Raw genomic sequence first — 19,289 nt, forward strand, 5'->3', positions numbered from 1 at the left:
CAAGTCAAAATTTTACTGTATATGCAGTGTGGGGAAGGCAGTTTGTCGGTTAGTTATGATCCTGAATAAAATAAATTATACGCCTTTATTGCGCACGTGGTGGAAAGACCCGATTTTTACAACTGCGGTGGGCTTTGCACTGGCTTTACATCTCGCTGTTTTAGCTATTGAATTTGCTGCACCCACACAACAGGATGCGGCGGTGAAGGAAATTGCAGTGACGTTGCGACCGAGCGAACAGAAGGTTGAACAAGCTGATTTTCTAGCACAAGCAGATCAGAAAGGTTCAGGAACATTCCGCGAAGCACATCGAATGTCGAGTGACATGCCAGCACCCATGCTGGAGCAAAGTGCGGGTGAAAAGCAGATGGAAACCCTGCAAAAAACCCAACAAAAGCGTGAACTGAATTTTGAAGAAAAAGTCTTGATGACCACGCTGAGTTGGCAAAAGCAGGCTGAACAAACTCGTCGGAAAAAAGCGATGGATGAACTAAACAGTCAGTTTCAAGCCAAAGCTGCCATGGTAGCAAGTCTGGAAGCACAATATTTACAGCGTCAACAGAATTTTAGCCGCCAACAGAAAATTAAAACGGTCGATGGTATTCAAGCCAAGCAAGACGTTACAGCGGCATATTTAGAAAAATTTAGACAGAAAGTTGAATTTTACGGCAACCGTTATTATCCAGATCAAGCAAAACAACAGCGGTTGGCAGGTGAAGTTCGTTTGATGGTCATTCTGAACCGTAATGGTGGGATTCGGGCCATTCGTTTAATTGAAAGCTCTGGACATGACTTACTTGATGAAGCCGCGAAAGCATCGGTACGTAAAGCGGCACCATTTACTGGATTTGACCGTAATATGAAAGATATCTCCGAGTTACGCATTGTCCGAACATGGCGTTTTGACCCTGCGGAAGCCGAGTTTGAAGTCCATTAAATTGAATGGACTGAATGGGTATAGTGGCGTTCAATCTTACAAATTTCTACACTAAAGGATTGATACCATTGTTCTTTACCTAATTGCTGTGCCACTTGATGTTCGGCATCGTGATGCCATGCTTGAATGTCTGCCAAGCTGTTCCAGTAAGACAATGCAATTTCAAAGTCTTGCTCGGAAATGGCTTCAAACTTTTGACAATTAAACTGACTCAGTGCTTTTTCGCGTAACAACTGCGCTGTTTGAGAATATTGTTCATCTAGGGTTTTAATTTTGGCTTTAAAAATGACTACGTACTTCATGGTTGTCCTGTCTTCGCTAATTGATATTTGTCATTATTGTTGACATAAAAAAGCGAGCCGAAGCTCGCATTTTAGGATCTATGCTTGTTCTAAATAGGGATTGTCAAAACCCAGTTTCGCCAATATTTCTATTTCTAGAGCTTCCATTTCTTCGGCATCTGCTTCAGAGGTTTCATGGTCGTAGCCCATTAAGTGCAAAGTACCATGCACGAGCATGTGCGTGAAATGTGCGAGTGGGGTTTTGTTTTGCTCCTGTGCTTCTAAAAGCACAACAGGAATACAAATGACTAAATCACCAATCGGAAATGAATCAAGAATTTGAGCCATTTCATCAGGTAGGTCGCTTGGAAAAGATAAGACATTGGTGGGTTTATCTTTACCGCGGTATTCCAAATTCAATTTATGGCTTTCATCATTATCGACACAGGCAATACCTATTTCACAGTCACTTTGTGTATCGATATGGCGTAAGCTGGTTTCCACGATTTTTTTGAGATAAGCGCGTTTCAGTACCAACGCTGGGGACTGAAACGACTGTTGTAGAGAAAGACTAAGTTTCAAAATGAATCCTTAAAGCGGTTAATCTTGTGCATCCGCAGCAGCATCATTTTCAGCAATTAAGGCTTCTTGACGCGCTTTACGTTCTGCACGTGCTTCGGCACTCAGGCGTTGTTGTTCGCTATCCCAACCTTCGTAAGCTTCTACGATTTTTTGTACCAGTTGATGACGGACCACATCACGTGAATGGAAGCGGGTGATGTGAATTTCTTTCACATTTTCAATGACACGTAGTGCATGTGCGAGACCTGACTGCTGACCACGTGGTAAATCGACTTGCGTGACATCACCAGTAATCACCGCACGTGAACCAAAGCCTAAACGAGTCAGGAACATTTTCATTTGTTCGGGCGTAGTATTTTGAGCTTCGTCCAGAATGACAAAAGAATGATTTAAGGTACGACCACGCATGTAGGCCAGTGGAGCGACTTCAATCACTTGACGTTCAATCAGTTTCGCCACTTTTTCAAAACCGAGCATTTCATACAAGGCATCATATAAAGGGCGGAGGTATGGATCGATTTTCTGGCTTAAGTCACCCGGTAGGAAACCGAGTTTTTCACCTGCTTCAACCGCAGGACGCACCAGTAAAATTCGTTGGATTTCATTGCGTTCTAACATGTCGACTGCGGCAGCAACGGCAAGATAGGTTTTACCTGTCCCCGCAGGGCCAATACCAAATGAAATATCGCTTTGCAGAATTCGCTGAACATAGCGTCGTTGGTTTGCACCGCGTGGATTAATCCGACCTTTACGGGTTTGTAGATAAACGTCCTCTAAACCTGTGTGGCCATTATCAGAAAAGTCTTCTTGAATTTCACGGTCAGTTTGACTGCCTTGAATCATCATGTGGATGACGTCGGCAGTAATTTGTTGAGAGGTTTCAGCTTCTTCATGCAGACGTTGCAAGAGTGTCTCGGCTCTTTCGACTGCATCAATCTCCCCATCGATGTAGAAATAATCACCTCGATGGGAAATTTGGACATCTAGACGTTGTTCAATTTGTTTCAAGTGACCGTTATAAGCACCGAGCATGCTCTTTAAACGCTCCATTGAAATACCAGGAAAAGTTACTGTACGTCGAATCGCTGCAGTCAAGAGAGTTCCTTTATGGTAGCTTGAATCTATACCCTTACATTACGCCACGTCAGGCTCAAGATTCAAGAGTTCACCATAAACAAAATTCAAAGTTTTAATTTCGGTAATTTCGATTTCTGCGAAACGTCCAACCCATGTTGCATCACCAATAAAGCTCACGTAACGGGTGTTATCTGCCGTACCAATCAATAAGTTTGGATCTTTATCCGAAACTTTCTCGATTAAAACCCGTTGAATGGTGCCGAGCATGGCATCGGTCTTTTCAATACTAGATTGCTTAATCCACTTTTGAACCTTGGCTAAGCGCTCTTTTTTCACCTCTTCAGGAGTCGTATCTTCAAGGTCAGATGCAGGTGTACCTGGACGTTTTGAATACACGAAACTATAAGAATGGTCGAAGTCCATATCTTTGATAAATTGATAAGTTTCTTCAAAATGAGCATCAGTTTCGCCTGGGAAGCCGATAATGAAGTCACTTGATAAATGCATATCAGGACGCACTTTACGTAACTTAGCAATTTTGTCGATATAGACATCAATGGTGTGGTTACGTTTCATTGCTTGCAGTACATCGTTTGAACCACTTTGTACGGGCAAATGCAGATGCGATACCATTTGTGGTAAGTCACGGTAGCATTGAATCAAATCATCGTTAAACTCAAGCGGATGTGAGGTGGTATAACGCAAACGGCCAATACCTGGAATTTCTGCAACAAGACGTAACAAGTCTGCAAAAGTACAGATATTACCTTCGAAAGTTTCACCGCGGTAACCATTCACATTTTGACCGAGCAAAGAAATTTCTCGTACGCCTTTTTCGGCTAAGGTGGCAATTTCTGCTAAAACATCATCAAGTGGACGTGAAACTTCTTCACCACGGGTGTAAGGCACCACACAGAATGAACAATATTTTGAACAACCTTCCATAATTGAAACAAAAGCCTTGTAACCTTCTACACGCGGTTCAGGTAAAAAGTCGAATTTTTCAATGTCAGGGAAAGAAATATCCACCAGTTTGATTTTTTCTTTCTTGGGTTTTTCGATTTGTTCGAAATGCTGATCAAGCATTTGTGGCAAACGGTGCAAAGTTTGTGGACCAAAAATCATGTCGACATAATTGGCACGTTTTTGAATGTTGTCGCCTTCTTGAGAAGCAACACAACCACCTACACCAATAATTAGGTCAGGATTTTTATCTTTCAGCTTGCGCCAGCGACCCAACTCGGAAAACACTTTTTCTTGTGCTTTTTCACGAATAGAGCAGGTATTCATCAATAGAATATCCGCTTCTTTCGGGTCTTGAGTTAGTACATAGCCGTGTGAGTCGCCAAGTAAGTCTGCCATACGGTGACTGTCATACTCATTCATCTGACACCCTTGCGTTTCGATATACAGTTTTTTAACTGATCCATCGGTGGCTGGGGTGTGCTGTGGCTGGGTAACAGTGTTTTCTGAGGCAGCGTTGGCACCATTCGGGATGAAGGTTTGAACCGTCATGTAGGCTCCTAACAGGGATAAAACGGAGAAACGTGTAAAAACTGTATCTGCGTGATGCGTTGGCGATAAAAAATCGACCTTGACGAGCGCAGAAACACGGTTAAACACGAGAGCAATATAAGGAAGGCGCATATTTTAGCAGGATTTACAGAAAAACGGTCAGCTTTAAATATCGAAGCAAAAATATTGATTTATGAAGCAAAAATGTTTGAAAATTAATATTGTCTTATCAGAAGGTTACATAACACAACAACAGAGTGGTTGGAGAATATTCTAAACTAGCTGCATGAACGAAGTGTTTATATTGAGATTGGGTCGAATAGGTTAAAATAAAGGATGAAGGCGCACATATGTTAAATCGGTGGATACATAAAAAAAATTATTATCACGTACTTGCATGGAGTGTGGCTTCAATGGGCATATTGGGTCATGCCTATGCAGCAAATGAACAATTTAATGATGCTTTGCAAGCGGCCAATTCTGGCAATACTCAATTATTACAACAATATCAAATGTCCATGCAAAATGATGTATTGGGCTATTACCCAGAATATTGGGCTTTAAACGCCAATTTGGGCTTTCAGCCAGCAAATAATATTATTGATTTTGCTCGCCGTTATCCTCAATCTGCGATGGCGGAAAAATTAGCCGCCGATTATGTTGAAGAAAAAGTCAAGCAAGCCGATTTTAGTACTGCACAGCCTGTTTTACCTTATGTGACCAATCCAGATCAGGCAGAAAGTTGTGCAGTTGCACAAGTGCGGGCGAAAACAGGGGATAGTTTAGTTTTTGCAGAATACAAAGATGTTTGGCTAACAACAAATTCTCAACCTGAATCCTGTACAGGTTTAGCTCGACAAATGCTGTCGAGTCCTTTAATGACTCAGCAAGATAAGCAACAACGCTTATGGAGCTTGTTACGTGCGGGTCAATCTGGACAAGCTATTGCCACAGCACAAACCTTGGGGTTGAATTTAAGTCTTGCACAGTTGAACAAGATTCAAGCCGATCCATTGAATTATGTCTGGTCTGCGCCTAAAGCAACCGCAGAAGACCATGCGTATTTAATCTTTGCAATGGGACGCATGGCAGACAGTGATTTGGATGCAGCAATTTCATCTGTACAGCGTGCTGCGCAGGGAACACCAGAAGCTATACAAAAAGCTTTGTATCGTGCAGTCGGTTATATTGGTGGTACGACTGTAATGAAAAATAACTTCAAACGTGAAGTGTTAAATAATTTGGATGCCAGTTACGGCTTGCCATTTAGTCCAGAAGAAGCAGAAATCTATGCGCGTCAAGCCATCCGTTTCAGTGCTTGGGAAAGTTTGATTCGTGCCATTGATGCCATGAGTGTCAATCAAAAGCAAGAAGATCGTTGGCAATATTGGTTGGCTCGTGCTTATGAACAGCGTAATGATGCGCATGCAAAACGTAGCGCGCAGGAAATTTTCCGCAAATTGGCTCAAGGAGACCAGTATCATAATTTACTGGCCAAAGACCATGTAGGGCAACGATACAGTACGATTCCGAATAATGTACAGCCAAGTAACAGTGACGTGCAGCGTTTAAGTCAAGATATTCACTTTAATCGGGCTTTTGCTTTACGTAATGTTAATGCACCTGATAGCTATGTGAATCGTGAATGGAACTGGGCGGTGCGCCAAGCCTATTTAAAACATGATGATGGTCTATTATTAGCAGCAGCGAAACGTGCAACCGATATGGGCTGGTATGATCGTGCCATTTATGCAGCAGATCGTACCGAGAGTAAGCATAACTATGCCTATCGTTATGCGATGCCTCATCAAAGTTATGTGGTTAGCCATAGCCAGAATGCAGGAATTGACCCAGCATGGGCATATGGCTTAATGCGTCAAGAAAGTCGTTTTGTTTCGAGTGCTCGCTCACATGTCGGCGCAGGTGGTTTAATGCAGATCATGCCAGATACAGCGAGATTGGTTGCCAAGCAAATGGGGGAAACTTATAATCCTGCCGCGTTATCGGATATGAATACCAATATTCGTTATGGAACGTTTTATTTGTCGATGATTAATAGCCAATTAAGCAGTAACCCAGTGTTGGCGACTGCAGGATATAATGCTGGACCGAATCGGGCGCGTCGTTGGCAACCTGATGATCAACCACTGGCTGCAGATCAATATACGGAAACCATTCCTTTGAACGAAACTCGAGACTATGTCAAACAAGTCATGACCAATGCCACGCATTATGGGGTCTTGTTGGGGCAGGGAGCACAGTCTATTGGAAATCGTATGCAGGTTATTCCTTATCGCGGTACGCCATAAATTTATTGTGTAAGCAGCATGAGAAGGGCGAGTATTCATGTGGTTTGATGTAGTTGAAAACACTCAGATTAAAGTGTCCTGCCTAATCGTAGGTGGCTTTGCTCTGGCTGTTTGTACGCAATTCACCTATGCCGCTTCCTCTGTTGCACCACATGGCTATGTCATGGAAATCCAAATGACGCCTGCGGCATGTATGATGGACAGTCAACGCAATAAACGCCGTAAATGTTTAGAGGGGTATTCGCTAAATATTCTCGGACTATTGCCTGAAACAGCACAGCGAGAATGTGAAACCTCATCTTCAGCAAACTTGTCACCATTACAAGCCAAAGTCGTAGCTAGAGTCATGCCAGATGAAAATGCACGCGTTCAGCTCTGGCAGTCTATTGGTGGTTGTGTACCGATGGGAGCGAGTCAGTATTTCCGCACCATTATTAATTATGCAGAACGTTTAAAGATTCCAGCGGAACTATCAAGCCCAGAAACACGAACTTTGCCGCAGAATCAAATCAAATTACAGTTTTTGCGTTTAAACCCGACTTTGCCAAGTAATGGAATACAGTTGGGGTGCCAGAGTTATCGTGGTGAAAACTATCTAACCAAAGTCAATATTTGCTATAAAACCAATGGGCAATATAAACAATGCTCTACTGCTGTAGTTGGTAATTGCCCAAGTCAGATCACAATTAAAGGGTCATACTAAGTTTTTTATGACTGGCGATTTATATTTCCTATCAGACTTTTGTTGAAATTCATGCTCTTTTTTATGCATATGCTTGAGGATTGGAGTACAATCTTTGCCGTTTATGATAATTCGATGAAAACGGACAGACCCGTTTAATCATATTAACGATCCTCAATTGGAGATAATTACATGAAGCAACCTGTTCGCGTTGCCGTTACTGGCGCAGCTGGTCAAATCGGTTACAGCTTATTATTCCGTATCGCTAGCGGTGAAATGCTTGGTAAAGACCAACCCGTTATTTTGCAATTGTTAGAAGTTCCATTTGAGAAAGCTCAAGCTGCGCTTAAAGGCGTAATGATGGAATTAGATGACTGTGCTTTCCCATTATTGGCTGGCATGATCGGTACTGATGATCCTAAAGTTGCATTCAAAGATGCTGACTACGCGTTATTGGTTGGTTCACGTCCACGTGGTCCTGGTATGGAACGTGCTGACTTGTTAAAAGTGAACGGCGAAATCTTTATTGGTCAAGGTCAAGCACTTAACGAAGTTGCTAGCCGTGACGTTAAAGTATTGGTTGTAGGTAACCCTGCAAACACTAACGCTTACATCGCAATGAAATCTGCTCCAGATCTTCCAGCGAAAAACTTCACAGCAATGTTACGTCTTGACCACAACCGTGCGTTAACTCAACTTGCGCAAAAAGCGGGTGTTGCAGTTTCTGACATCGAAAACATGACAGTTTGGGGTAACCACTCTCCAACAATGTATGCTGACTACCGTTTTGCAACTGTAAACGGCGAAAGCTTAAAAGACAAAATCAACGATGCAGCTTGGAACAAAGATGTATTCCTTCCAACAGTAGGTAAACGTGGCGCTGCGATCATCGAAGCACGTGGTTTATCTTCTGCTGCATCTGCTGCGAATGCTGCAATCGACCACATGCGCGATTGGGCTCTTGGCACAAACGGCAAATGGGTAACAATGGGTATTCCTTCTGACGGTTCTTATGGTATCCCTGAAGGCGTAATGTTCGGTTTCCCTGTAACAACTGAAAACGGTGAATACAAAATCGTTCAAGGTTTAGAAATTGACGAATTCAGCCGTGAGCGTATCAACTTCACTCTAAATGAGTTAGAAGAAGAACGTGCAGCAGTTGCTGACATGGTGAACTAATTTAATCTTTAATGATTAAGTTAAAAAAGCACTCCATTTAGGGGTGCTTTTTTTATGGATGAATAGAACCAACAAAAAATAACATGCTGAAAAAATATACAGAATGATTTTGTGATGTTATTCAGTTACCTTGAAAAGAGAACAAGGATGCGAGGACAGAATGATGTTTGATGTACAACCCACCTTAGAACTGCTATTTGAACAGTTAGGTTTAAACGCCAGTGAAAGTGATATCGATCAATTTATACGTGAGCATCAATTGGCTGCAGGCGTTGAACTGCATCAAGCCAGTTTTTGGACAGAAGCACAGCGTGAATTTTTACATAGCCACTGGGATAAAGATGATGAATGGGCGATTGTGATTGATACTTTAAATGAGCAATTACATGAAGATGTTGGAGGCATGAATTTCTCAGGTTAATAACAAATAGATACAGGCTGTCGCGCTTTCCTGTAGTTCACAAAAAGCTACAACAAAATCGCCACAGCCTCTTTTTTTGCCTACAGAATTCTTATAACTTAAGTAAATAATAAATTACAGATGAATTGATAAGGGGCGGGGAAGAATGAAAAATAATCCATCCTTAGAGCTACTGTTTTCACAATTAGGTCTGGCGAACAGTCTGGCTGCAATAGAGCTGTATGTTCGTACACATCAACTGCCAGCACATTTATCTTTGCATGAAGCACCATTCTGGAATCGCTCACAACGTGATTTTCTCATTAGTCATTTGGTACAAGATGATGATTGGGCGATCTGGATTGATGAACTCAACCAGCAACTGCATATGGATGCTTATAAATTACAAACGGCTTAAAACCTCAAGCTACTTGTATGCATGTCCACTCTCTACAATAAAAAAGCGCCAAGAAGGGCGCTTTTTAAATACAGCTTTTGATATTTAATGTGGTTTTTGTTGGGTAAGTTGTATGAACCAGAGTGCTTCATGATAAGGTGCAAATGCAGCATGTTGCTGTAACAAGAACGCATCAAATTCGGAGGTTTGACTATATTTCTTTAACCAATGGCGGCTCAGGGCAGTATCATTTTTACATGCGCTGGCGTAGGCGAGGAAGAAATAGACATCACCATGCTCATGTACAGTTAAAGGCTTTAAAATTTGCTGAGTAATTAAAGCAAAGCGCTGTTCTTTGGTAATTTCAAAGTACAGCATATAAGCCTTCGCTAAATGCAAGGACAAATTTAAATAGGTGCGTAGTGGCATTTCTTCAAATTCAATACGACCTTGTTCAAGCAATACAATCGCTTCTTGTAAAAAGTGAATCTGCTCTTGACGTACACGACTTAAGGTTACCAATGCCAAACGTAAGTCTGCACGTTCTAGTGCTAAATCGGGTGTGTTGCCTTCCAAATATATTTGGTCAGTCTCGCCAATTCGCGCAATAATTTGCTTTGCATCTTTTAGCATTCGTGCAGTCCTCTCAAGTTAAGCCATTTATATAAGGTCGTTTAGAAAGATTTAAAGGTCTACCAAATGCTATTACCACTTCTTAACCAAGCAGTAATTGAAAGACGTTGTTGTTTGGCTTCTATGACTTCATGCAGAAGATCACTCTGAAACAGGGCAATTCGATTCGGTTGAGGCTGGATAATATGCCACTCACCATTTTTATCCTGAAGTCGAAGTTGCCCACCCCAATCATCTTGCCATTGCTTATGTAAATAATAAACTGTTGAAACAACACGATCATTTTTCTGTTGTGGATTGTCTCGATGTAACGCATAAAACTCACCTGCATGGTAACAAGCAAAATGCGCTTCAACTTCACGAATCCCGAGATAAAAGGCTTGATTCAATTGTTCAGATAAAAGCGATAGGGTTGCAACATGGTGTTGAGCCACTGCTAATTCTGGATGAATCCATAAAATATGATCACTACGAATTTTACTGACTACACCATTTTGAATGGCAGCTTCACGAAACTGATTTAAGTGAGTGGTACATTCATTGACTAAGTTGGTCACATAGTCAGCAGGATAGGCGTGATCAATCAGTGCAAAACCATGTTGGTCAAGATCATCGAGAACTTGATTGATATTCCACGATGCAGGAAGCTTGGAAACAAGCATAGAAGCACAACTCAAAACTAGAAAACTGAACTGCTTTATTCTAGAACAACATATCCGTCGGAATGAAACTATTTTTCATGCTAAAATATCCATTGATTTTAGGAATTAAATAGAAATGAATTACCGTCACCATTTCCATGCAGGCAACTTTGCCGACGTCATGAAGCATGTTTTATTGCTACAGCTTTTGACTCGACTCAATGCAAAAGATAAACCATATCGCTATGTTGATACGCATGGTGGTGCGGGTAAATATGACTTATCTTCCTCAGAAGCACAAAAATCAGGTGAGTTTTTAAATGGTATTCACCGTTTAGTTAAACTGGATGATTCAGTTAAACGTACTGCGCCAGAAGGCGTTCAACAATATTTAAAAATTGTTGAAAAAATGCGTGCGAATTTTGGTAAAGGTGCATATCCAGGTTCACCATGGTTTGCACTGGAAGGTATGCGCGATATTGATAAAGCGACCATTTTTGAAATGCAACGTGATGTATTTCAACAATTGCGCCATAACATTCATGACAAACGTGCAGGACTGCATGAACGCGATGCTTACGAAGGTCTGCTGGGCGTAATTCCACCGAAAGAAAAACGTGGTTTGGTCATGATTGATCCGCCATACGAGCTTGAACGTAAAGACTTCCCACAATTGGTGGAGTTGTTGGTTGCAGCTTATAAAAAATGGCCGACAGGTATCTTCGCAGTTTGGTACCCGATTAAAGATCGTGCCATGATTGAACGTTTTGAGAAAAAAATGTTTAAAACCGGTATTCGCCGTCAGTTGGTTTGTGAAGTATGTGTATGGCCAGACGACACCCCAATGGGCTTAAATGGTTGCGGTTTATTGGTCATCAATCCACCATGGAAGTTCTCTGAAGATGCTGACGAAGCACTACAATGGTTGTTTCCGCATTTACGTATGCAAGAAAATGGCGGTCATGCCGCAGTACGTTGGTTAGTTGGCGAATAATTGCCTTAGATAAAATAAATTAGGTTGCAGATTAGGACATAAAAGAATGACAAATAGCTCTAAACCCGAAGGTGAGTTACATGCTCCAGACCATGACTACGATGGGATTACCTTCGAAGTTGTTGAAGAGGAGCATACTCAAGAAGGGCAAAAGGTCAAACGTCGTGGTATCTATCTGTGGCCGAATTTAATTACCACAGCCGCATTACTCTCGGGTTTTTATTCCATTATTGCCAGTATGAATGGTGAATTTACTCAAGCTATTTATGCCATTTTTATTGCAGCATTGTTTGATGGTTTAGATGGTCGTGTTGCACGTGCAATTGGAGCGCAAAGTGCATTCGGAGAGCAGTTTGACTCGCTTTCCGATTTGTTAGCTTTCGGTGTTGCGCCCGCTATCCTTATGTATAGCTGGAGTTTGCATGACTTGGGGCGTATTGGTTTAGCTTGTTGTTTTATTTACACAGCTTGTGCCGCATTTCGTCTTGCTCGATTTAATGTGCAAATCGGTGTCGTCGATAAGCGTTACTTTATTGGAGTCGCCAGCCCATTAGCTGCTGTTATGATTATTTCAATGGTTTGGGTTGGTCGTGACTTTCCTAATATTTTTGATCTAAATGAGTTAGGTATTCAGATTGTCAATGCTGCCATTATTGTAGCAGTTGGGCTGTTGATGATTTCTAATATCAAATATTATTCATTTAAAACGGTCGACCGTAAGCGAGTCCCATTTGCGGTATTACCAATCGCGGTATTTATTCTGGCTGCAATGACTTACAATATTCCTGTAGGCATATTAGTGATTTCAATCATTTATGCACTTTCTGGTTTTGTCACTACCTTTCTAGCTCGTAAGCAAACTGCGAGCTAAACATGAGATAATTGTGATGAGGAGCTAGGTTATGCAATTGTTTCAAGATTTTTTAGATCGTTCCAAACAATTGAATCTGGCTCCGAAAAAGTCACACTTAAACTTTCATATCCCTACACGTCAATATACGTTTGTCTATTTCGGCATTATTCTGCCAAATCTTCCAGCACCCCTGCATTACTTTAATTTTATTGGATTGATGGGGGCAGCACATGCGCCGATGTTACGCAATGAGAGTGCAATTCATAGCACTGCAATAGATACGGCAACTATTTTGTGTAGTAGCAGTCCACACATGGTGGGGCAATTGCACAGTTATGCCATGCAACGAGATTGTCATTTTTCCAAAAACTTGTGGCAGTTTTCAAATCATGAGCAAATTTTAGGAAATTTACCAAACTTCCAAATCCAACGTGATGATGATGAATTAAGTTGTCAACTTTCTGTTCAGATCACGACGCAAGTCAGTTACTTTAATAAAATGCGTCTGGGACTTGGAGAACATTGGTCTACACGGTGTTTTTTTGAGGGGCGTATTGCTTATAAAGAACAAATTTTTTCGATTGCACAGCATGGCGTATTCGAGTTTGCGCGTGCAGTCCAGTTTCCTTACCTACCTTTAGCATTTTTTACTTATCAAATTATTCAACTCAACAATGGTGATCAAGTGTTGATGGCGCAAACACGAGATCACTTTAATCGAATTGTTCAATCTCGTATTTATCTTAAATATGCCAATGTTGAACGCACAGAACTTTTTGATGAACAAGTACAGTTCAAAGTACATCGCGTCTATCCCAAAGTAGTAACTCCAAATGGACAAGTCATGTATTTACCAAGAGAGTTTGAATGGAATTATCAAAATAAAACTGGCGATATCATTCAAATACAAGCGCAAAGCCGAGGAGATTTTAAATTCGGATTGGCTGCGGGTTATGTGGGGAGTTTTAAATATCAAATTAAAATCAATGCTCGAGAAGAATATGGTGAAGCAGGCTATTGTGAATATGTGGATTGTCGAGCATTAAAGTGGCAAGAAAAAAATCAAGATGAAAAAATACTCGATGATTTGATGAATACCGTACCTTTTATGCTTAAAAAATAACTTAAAATGCGAATTTTGATTATAAAATGAGCTTATAAACCATATTTTTCAAATAATTTTCGGATAGGGGTTGTGTTGAGTTGAGAATGCTGTAGAATGCACATCCATCGGCGGTGATGCAGATAAAAACTTGTTGATTAACAAGGATTTAGCTTGGTAGTTAAATTTTTAGATTGATTGAATGAGTTTTAAAAATATCGAAATTACCTGTTGACTTTGATTTAGATTAGAGTAACATAGCCGACCTAGCTTGATGATGACGAATCATCGAGAAGATCATTAAGAGATTATGAAGAACAACTTGTGTGGATTTTTACTGATTGATTGATCGAAATTATTTTCATTGATTGATGGTAGAAATTACTCGAAGTTTATTTGAGAAATTAATGTCAGAAAATTGATGAGCCAGATTTGGTGTTTAGAATAAAGCACTATTGATTTTAAACTGAAGAGTTTGATCATGGCTCAGATTGAACGCTGGCGGCAGGCTTAACACATGCAAGTCGAGCGGAGCGAGGGTGCTTGCACCTTAGCTTAGCGGCGGACGGGTGAGTAATGCTTAGGAATCTGCCTATTAGTGGGGGACAACATTCCGAAAGGAATGCTAATACCGCATACGCCCTACGGGGGAAAGCAGGGGATCTTCGGACCTTGCGCTAATAGATGAGCCTAAGTCGGATTAGCTAGTTGGTGGGGTAAAGGCCTACCAAGGCGACGATCTGTAGCGGGTCTGAGAGGATGATCCGCCACACTGGGACTGAGACACGGCCCAGACTCCTACGGGAGGCAGCAGTGGGGAATATTGGACAATGGGCGGAAGCCTGATCCAGCCATGCCGCGTGTGTGAAGAAGGCCTTTTGGTTGTAAAGCACTTTAAGCGAGGAGGAGGCTCTTAAGGTTAATACCCTTGATGAGTGGACGTTACTCGCAGAATAAGCACCGGCTAACTCTGTGCCAGCAGCCGCGGTAATACAGAGGGTGCGAGCGTTAATCGGATTTACTGGGCGTAAAGCGTGCGTAGGCGGCTGATTAAGTCGGATGTGAAATCCCTGAGCTTAACTTAGGAATTGCATTCGATACTGGTCAGCTAGAGTATGGGAGAGGATGGTAGAATTCCAGGTGTAGCGGTGAAATGCGTAGAGATCTGGAGGAATACCGATGGCGAAGGCAGCCATCTGGCCTAATACTGACGCTGAGGTACGAAAGCATGGGGAGCAAACAGGATTAGATACCCTGGTAGTCCATGCCGTAAACGATGTCTACTAGCCGTTGGGGCCTTTGAGGCTTTAGTGGCGCAGCTAACGCGATAAGTAGACCGCCTGGGGAGTACGGTCGCAAGACTAAAACTCAAATGAATTGACGGGGGCCCGCACAAGCGGTGGAGCATGTGGTTTAATTCGATGCAACGCGAAGAACCTTACCTGGTCTTGACATAGTAAGAACTTTCCAGAGATGGATTGGTGCCTTCGGGAACTTACATACAGGTGCTGCATGGCTGTCGTCAGCTCGTGTCGTGAGATGTTGGGTTAAGTCCCGCAACGAGCGCAACCCTTTTCCTTATTTGCCAGCACTTCGGGTGGGAACTTTAAGGATACTGCCAGTGACAAACTGGAGGAAGGCGGGGACGACGTCAAGTCATCATGGCCCTTACGACCAGGGCTACACACGTGCTACAATGGTCGGTACAAAGGGTTGCTACCTAGCGATAGGATGCTAATCTCAAAAAGCCGATCGTAGTCCGGATTGGAGTCTGCAACTCGACTCCATGAAGTCGGAATCGCTAGTAATCGCGGATCAGAATGCCGCGGTGAATACGTTCCCGGGCCTTGTACACACCGCCCGTCACACCATGGGAGTTTGTTGCACCAGAAGTAGCTAGCCTAACTGCAAAGAGGGCGGTTACCACGGTGTGGCCGATGACTGGGGTGAAGTCGTAACAAGGTAGCCGTAGGGGAACCTGCGGCTGGATCACCTCCTTAACGAAAGATTGACGATTGGTAAGAATCCACAACAAGTTGTTCTTCATGACGATGTATCTGAGGGTCTGTAGCTCAGTTGGTTAGAGCACACGCTTGATAAGCGTGGGGTCACAAGTTCAAGTCTTGTCAGACCCACCACTACTGACGAAGTACGGAAGATCAGAAACATTGACTTATTGATAAGCTGGGGACTTAGCTTAGTTGGTAGAGCGCCTGCTTTGCACGCAGGAGGTCAGGAGTTCGACTCTCCTAGTCTCCACCATCACATTGCATTGCAATGAGCTAAGAAACAAGCAAACGAAGTATTAGATTATAGAAATTAATAAGAAGTTAGCGTAATATGCGCGTCTTGTTAACTTCTGTGATTTATCACAGTTTACTGCAAGCTGACGAGGCTGTAGTTAATCATTAACAGATTAGAAAATTGAGTCTGAAATAAATTGTTCACTCAATGACGAAGAAAGAAGAAGTAATTCTTTGATCTAAGTTGATTGAGAACTAGCAAAAACACTGAATCAAGCGTTTTGGTATATGAATTTAGATTGAAGCTGTACAGTGCTTAAGTGCACAGACAACAAATCAGTAGCAATTAAGTTTGCAACGATAACACTCACTTGTATGTGTTAGCGACTGTTTGGGGTTGTATAGTCAAGTAATTAAGTGCATGTGGTGGATGCCTTGGCAGTCAGAGGCGATGAAAGACGTAATAGCCTGCGATAAGCTCCGGGGAGGCGGCAAATATCCTTTGATCCGGAGATTTCTGAATGGGGGAACCCACCTACTATAAGGTAGGTATTGCAACATGAATACATAGTGTTGCAAGGCGAACGAGGGGAAGTGAAACATCTCAGTACCCTTAGGAAAAGAAATCAATTGAGATTCCCTCAGTAGCGGCGAGCGAACGGGGAAAAGCCCATTAAGTCATGTAAGTTTTAGTGGAATGCTCTGGGAAGTGCAACCATAGTGGGTGATAGTCCTGTACACGAAAGGGCTTACATGATGATGTCGAGTAGGGCGAGGCACGTGAAACCTTGTCTGAATATGGGGGGACCATCCTCCAAGGCTAAATACTCCTGACTGACCGATAGTGAACCAGTACCGTGAGGGAAAGGCGAAAAGAACCCCTGTGAGGGGAGTGAAATAGATCCTGAAACCGCATGCATACAAGCAGTGGGAGCCGACTTGTTCGGTGACTGCGTACCTTTTGTATAATGGGTCAGCGACTTACATTCAGTAGCAAGGTTAACCGTATAGGGGAGCCGTAGAGAAATCGAGTCTTAATAGGGCGTTTAGTTGCTGGGTGTAGACCCGAAACCAGGCGATCTATCCATGAGCAGGTTGAAGGTTGGGTAACACTAACTGGAGGACCGAACCCACTGTCGTTGAAAAGCCAGGGGATGACTTGTGGATAGGGGTGAAAGGCTAATCAAGCCTGGTGATAGCTGGTTCTCCCCGAAAGCTATTTAGGTAGCGCCTCGGACGAATACCATAGGGGGTAGAGCACTGTTTCGGCTAGGGGGTCATCCCGACTTACCAAACCGATGCAAACTCCGAATACCTATGAGTACTATCCGGGAGACAGACTGCGGGTGCTAACGTCCGTAGTCAAGAGGAAAACAATCCAGACCGCCAGCTAAGGCCCCAAAATCATAGTTAAGTGGGAAACGATGTGGGAAGGCATAGACAGCTAGGAGGTTGGCTTAGAAGCAGCCACCCTTTAAAGAAAGCGTAATAGCTCACTAGTCGAGTCGGCCTGCGCGGAAGATGTAACGGGGCTAAAACTATGTGCCGAAGCTGCGGATTTGACATTAGTCAAGTGGTAGGGGAGCGTTCTGTAAGCCGATGAAGGTGTATTGAGAAGTATGCTGGAGGTATCAGAAGTGCGAATGCTGACGTGAGTAACGACAAAACGGGTGAAAAACCCGTTCGCTGAAAGACCAAGGGTTCCAGTCCAACGTTAATCGGGGCTGGGTGAGTCGACCCCTAAGGCGAGGCCGAGAGGCGTAGTCGATGGGAAATTGGTTAATATTCCAATACTTCTGTGTAATGCGATGAGAGGACGGAGAAGGTTAAGTCAGCCTGGCGTTGGTTGTCCAGGTGGAAGGTTGTAGGCATGTATCTTAGGCAAATCCGGGGTACTCTATGCTGAGAACTGATAGCAAGCTGTACTTGTACAGTGAAGTGGCTGATACCATGCTTCCAGGAAAAGTCTCTAAGCTTCAGTTACACAGGAATCGTACCCGAAACCGACACAGGTGGTCAGGTCGAGTAGACCAAAGCGCTTGAGAGAACTCTGCTGAAGGAACTAGGCAAAATGGTACCGTAACTTCGGGAGAAGGTACGCTGCTGACGGTGATGGGACTTGCTCCCTGAGCTATTGGCAGCCACAGAAACCAGGCCGCTGCAACTGTTTATTAAAAACATAGCACTCTGCAAACACGAAAGTGGACGTATAGGGTGTGATGCCTGCCCGGTGCTGGAAGGTTAATTGATGGGGTTAGCGTAAGCGAAGCTCTTGATCGAAGCCCCAGTAAACGGCGGCCGTAACTATAACGGTCCTAAGGTAGCGAAATTCCTTGTCGGGTAAGTTCCGACCTGCACGAATGGCATAATGATGGCGGCGCTGTCTCCAGCAGAGGCTCAGTGAAATCGAAATCGCTGTGAAGATGCAGTGTACCCGCGGCTAGACGGAAAGACCCCGTGAACCTTTACTGCAGCTTGACATTGAACTTTGACCTTACTTGTGTAGGATAGGTGGGAGGCTTTGAAGTTGGAACGCCAGTTCCAATGGAGCCGTCCTTGAAATACCACCCTGGTAATGTTGAGGTTCTAACTCTGTCCCGTTATCCGGGACGAGGACCATGTCTGGTGGGTAGTTTGACTGGGGCGGTCTCCTCCTAAAGAGTAACGGAGGAGTACGAAGGTGCGCTCAGCGTGGTCGGAAATCACGCGTAGAGTATAAAGGCAAAAGCGCGCTTAACTGCGAGACCCACAAGTCGAGCAGGTACGAAAGTAGGTCTTAGTGATCCGGTGGTTCTGTATGGAAGGGCCATCGCTCAACGGATAAAAGGTACTCTGGGGATAACAGGCTGATACCGCCCAAGAGTTCATATCGACGGCGGTGTTTGGCACCTCGATGTCGGCTCATCTCATCCTGGGGCTGAAGCAGGTCCCAAGGGTATGGCTGTTCGCCATTTAAAGAGGTACGCGAGCTGGGTTTAGAACGTCGTGAGACAGTTCGGTCCCTATCTACCGTGGGCGCTGGAAATTTGAGAGGATCTGCTCCTAGTACGAGAGGACCAGAGTGGACGAACCTCTGGTGTACCGGTTGTGACGCCAGTCGCATCGCCGGGTAGCTATGTTCGGAAGGGATAACCGCTGAAAGCATCTAAGCGGGAAGCCTACCTCAAGATAAGATTTCCCTAGGACTTTATGTCCTCTAAAGAGCCGTTGAAGACTACGACGTTGATAGGTTGGATGTGGAAGCATAGTGATATGTGAAGCTGACCAATACTAATTGCTCGTGAGGCTTGACTATACAACACCCAAGCAGTTGTATTTAAAGCTTATAATCGATTCATAAAAGATCAGTTAACCCTGATCTGAAACAAAAAACTTGATTTAGTGAAAGCTAGAACATAAAATTCGACTCAGTTAACTAATCCGTTAATAACTCATTTGGAAAAAACCTTGGCACATACAGAAAT

The 19,289-nt window shown here is 43.2% G+C and carries 15 protein-coding genes, 2 tRNA genes and 2 rRNA genes; 13 read left to right on the forward strand and 6 right to left on the reverse strand.

Going from position 1 to position 19,289, the window contains the following annotated elements; genetic code table 11:
• The first annotated feature begins 55 nt into the window (after positions 1–55).
• Entirely contained in the window at positions 56–937 is an 882-nt protein-coding gene (locus tag MP622_RS16235) for a TonB family protein (protein WP_016168555.1), read from the forward strand.
• Here the strand turns inward: MP622_RS16235 and MP622_RS16240 are convergent.
• The 4 genes from MP622_RS16240 to miaB all read right to left on the reverse strand — a co-directional run bounded on the left by MP622_RS16240 (position 934) and on the right by miaB (position 4,392).
• The gene (locus tag MP622_RS16240; protein WP_104441435.1) at positions 934–1,239 is read right to left on the reverse strand and encodes an antibiotic biosynthesis monooxygenase; all 306 of its coding nucleotides are present in this window, start codon (positions 1,237–1,239) and stop codon (positions 934–936) included. The two genes, MP622_RS16235 and MP622_RS16240, sit on opposite strands and share 4 nt — an antisense overlap.
• Before the next feature lie 78 nt (positions 1,240–1,317).
• Positions 1,318–1,800, reverse strand: coding sequence for an rRNA maturation RNase YbeY (gene ybeY / locus MP622_RS16245; RefSeq protein ID WP_104441436.1), 483 nt, complete (start codon positions 1,798–1,800; stop codon positions 1,318–1,320).
• Between the two features lie 18 nt (positions 1,801–1,818).
• Entirely contained in the window at positions 1,819–2,895 is a 1,077-nt protein-coding gene (locus MP622_RS16250; RefSeq protein WP_016168552.1) for a PhoH family protein, read from the reverse strand.
• A gap of 39 nt (positions 2,896–2,934) precedes the next feature.
• On the reverse strand, positions 2,935–4,392 hold the full coding sequence (miaB, locus tag MP622_RS16255) for a tRNA (N6-isopentenyl adenosine(37)-C2)-methylthiotransferase MiaB (protein ID WP_044739151.1): 1,458 nt from the start codon (positions 4,390–4,392) through the stop codon (positions 2,935–2,937).
• A gap of 350 nt (positions 4,393–4,742) precedes the next feature.
• Here miaB and MP622_RS16260 point away from each other — a divergent pair, with 350 nt between their 5' ends.
• The 5 genes from MP622_RS16260 to MP622_RS16280 all read left to right on the forward strand — a co-directional run bounded on the left by MP622_RS16260 (position 4,743) and on the right by MP622_RS16280 (position 9,380).
• Positions 4,743–6,701, forward strand: a complete 1,959-nt coding sequence (locus MP622_RS16260; protein ID WP_243791820.1) for a lytic transglycosylase domain-containing protein — start codon at positions 4,743–4,745, stop codon at positions 6,699–6,701.
• Positions 6,702–6,738: 37 nt separating this feature from the next.
• Positions 6,739–7,404, forward strand: a complete 666-nt coding sequence (locus MP622_RS16265) for a ribonuclease I (RefSeq protein ID WP_158654342.1) — start codon at positions 6,739–6,741, stop codon at positions 7,402–7,404.
• A 171-nt stretch (positions 7,405–7,575) separates the two neighbouring features.
• Entirely contained in the window at positions 7,576–8,562 is a 987-nt protein-coding gene (locus MP622_RS16270) for a malate dehydrogenase (protein ID WP_016168548.1), read from the forward strand.
• 163 nt (positions 8,563–8,725) lie between these two features.
• Complete coding sequence (locus tag MP622_RS16275; protein ID WP_026441153.1) at positions 8,726–8,983, forward strand: DUF2789 family protein; 258 nt, start codon at positions 8,726–8,728, stop codon at positions 8,981–8,983.
• Between the two features lie 145 nt (positions 8,984–9,128).
• Positions 9,129–9,380, forward strand: coding sequence for a DUF2789 family protein (locus MP622_RS16280; protein ID WP_016168546.1), 252 nt, complete (start codon positions 9,129–9,131; stop codon positions 9,378–9,380).
• Positions 9,381–9,464: 84 nt separating this feature from the next.
• On the opposite strand, the gene MP622_RS16285 is transcribed toward MP622_RS16280, so the two are convergent.
• Together MP622_RS16285 and MP622_RS16290 are read right to left on the reverse strand one after the other, a co-directional pair.
• Positions 9,465–9,992 carry a hypothetical protein gene (locus MP622_RS16285; protein WP_016168545.1) on the reverse strand — a complete coding sequence of 176 codons (528 nt, stop codon included), beginning with the start codon at positions 9,990–9,992 and terminating at the stop codon, positions 9,465–9,467.
• Positions 9,993–10,051: 59 nt separating this feature from the next.
• Positions 10,052–10,654, reverse strand: a complete 603-nt coding sequence (locus MP622_RS16290; protein ID WP_044739153.1) for a 2OG-Fe(II) oxygenase — start codon at positions 10,652–10,654, stop codon at positions 10,052–10,054.
• A gap of 115 nt (positions 10,655–10,769) precedes the next feature.
• On the opposite strand from MP622_RS16290, the gene rlmJ reads away from it, so the two are divergent.
• The 7 genes from rlmJ (at position 10,770) to MP622_RS16325 (ending at position 19,120) form a co-directional block, all read left to right on the forward strand.
• A complete protein-coding gene (gene rlmJ / locus MP622_RS16295; protein ID WP_243791822.1) occupies positions 10,770–11,627 on the forward strand; it encodes a 23S rRNA (adenine(2030)-N(6))-methyltransferase RlmJ in 858 nt (285 codons plus the stop codon).
• A gap of 46 nt (positions 11,628–11,673) precedes the next feature.
• On the forward strand, positions 11,674–12,498 hold the full coding sequence (gene pssA, locus MP622_RS16300; RefSeq protein WP_016168542.1) for a CDP-diacylglycerol--serine O-phosphatidyltransferase: 825 nt from the start codon (positions 11,674–11,676) through the stop codon (positions 12,496–12,498).
• A 31-nt stretch (positions 12,499–12,529) separates the two neighbouring features.
• Entirely contained in the window at positions 12,530–13,603 is a 1,074-nt protein-coding gene (locus MP622_RS16305; protein ID WP_016168541.1) for a DUF6670 family protein, read from the forward strand.
• Positions 13,604–14,045: 442 nt separating this feature from the next.
• Positions 14,046–15,582, forward strand: a 16S ribosomal RNA gene (locus MP622_RS16310).
• A gap of 61 nt (positions 15,583–15,643) precedes the next feature.
• Positions 15,644–15,720: transfer RNA gene (locus tag MP622_RS16315), tRNA-Ile, on the forward strand.
• A gap of 48 nt (positions 15,721–15,768) precedes the next feature.
• Positions 15,769–15,844: transfer RNA gene (locus MP622_RS16320), tRNA-Ala, on the forward strand.
• Between the two features lie 384 nt (positions 15,845–16,228).
• Positions 16,229–19,120 (forward strand): 23S ribosomal RNA (locus MP622_RS16325).
• The 16S and 23S rRNA genes sit together here with 2 tRNA genes alongside, the layout of an rRNA operon.
• The last annotated feature ends 169 nt before the right edge of the window (positions 19,121–19,289 follow it).

This window comes from Acinetobacter sp. PK01, assembly GCF_022819285.1.
GTDB lineage: Bacteria > Pseudomonadota > Gammaproteobacteria > Pseudomonadales > Moraxellaceae > Acinetobacter > Acinetobacter tandoii.